At 72.5% G+C, this 517-nt stretch carries 1 protein-coding gene; it reads left to right on the top strand.

The genetic code is table 11. From position 1 onward, the window contains the following. On the top strand, nt 1–517 hold a 517-nt coding region (locus ACI78V_RS22865; protein ID WP_456855124.1), incomplete at both ends, for a methyl-accepting chemotaxis protein.

Here is a 517-nt window from a genome sequence, read left to right as displayed (position 1 = left end):
GCGGTGGCGGCCTCGTCGGAGGAGCTGTCGGCGTCCTCGGCGCAGATCGCGGCGTCGGCGGAGGAGACCAGTGCGCAGTCCGGTGTCGTGGCCGGGGCCGCCGAGGAGGTCAGCCGGAACGTGCAGACCGTCGCGGCGGGTGCCGAGCAGATGGGCGCCTCGATCCGGGAGATCGCCACCAACGCCGCCGAGGCCTCCGACGTGGCCACCCGCGCGGTGACGGCGGCCGCGACCACCACCGCCACCGTCGCCAAGCTCGGTGACTCCTCGGCCGAGATCGGCAACGTGGTGAAGGTGATCACCAGCATCGCCGAGCAGACCAACCTGCTGGCGCTCAACGCCACCATCGAGGCCGCCCGGGCCGGAGAGGCCGGCAAGGGCTTCGCCGTCGTCGCGAACGAGGTCAAGGAGCTGGCGCAGGAGACGGCCAAGGCGACCGAGGACATCGCCCGCCGGGTGCAGGCCATCCAGCACGACACGACCGCGGCGGTGACCGCGATCGAGGAGATCAGCACGA

The sequence above is a fragment of the Geodermatophilus sp. SYSU D00742 genome (genome assembly GCF_054049935.1).
Note: the sequence above shows the minus strand (reverse complement) of the source record. Positions and strands in the feature narration are given on the sequence as shown.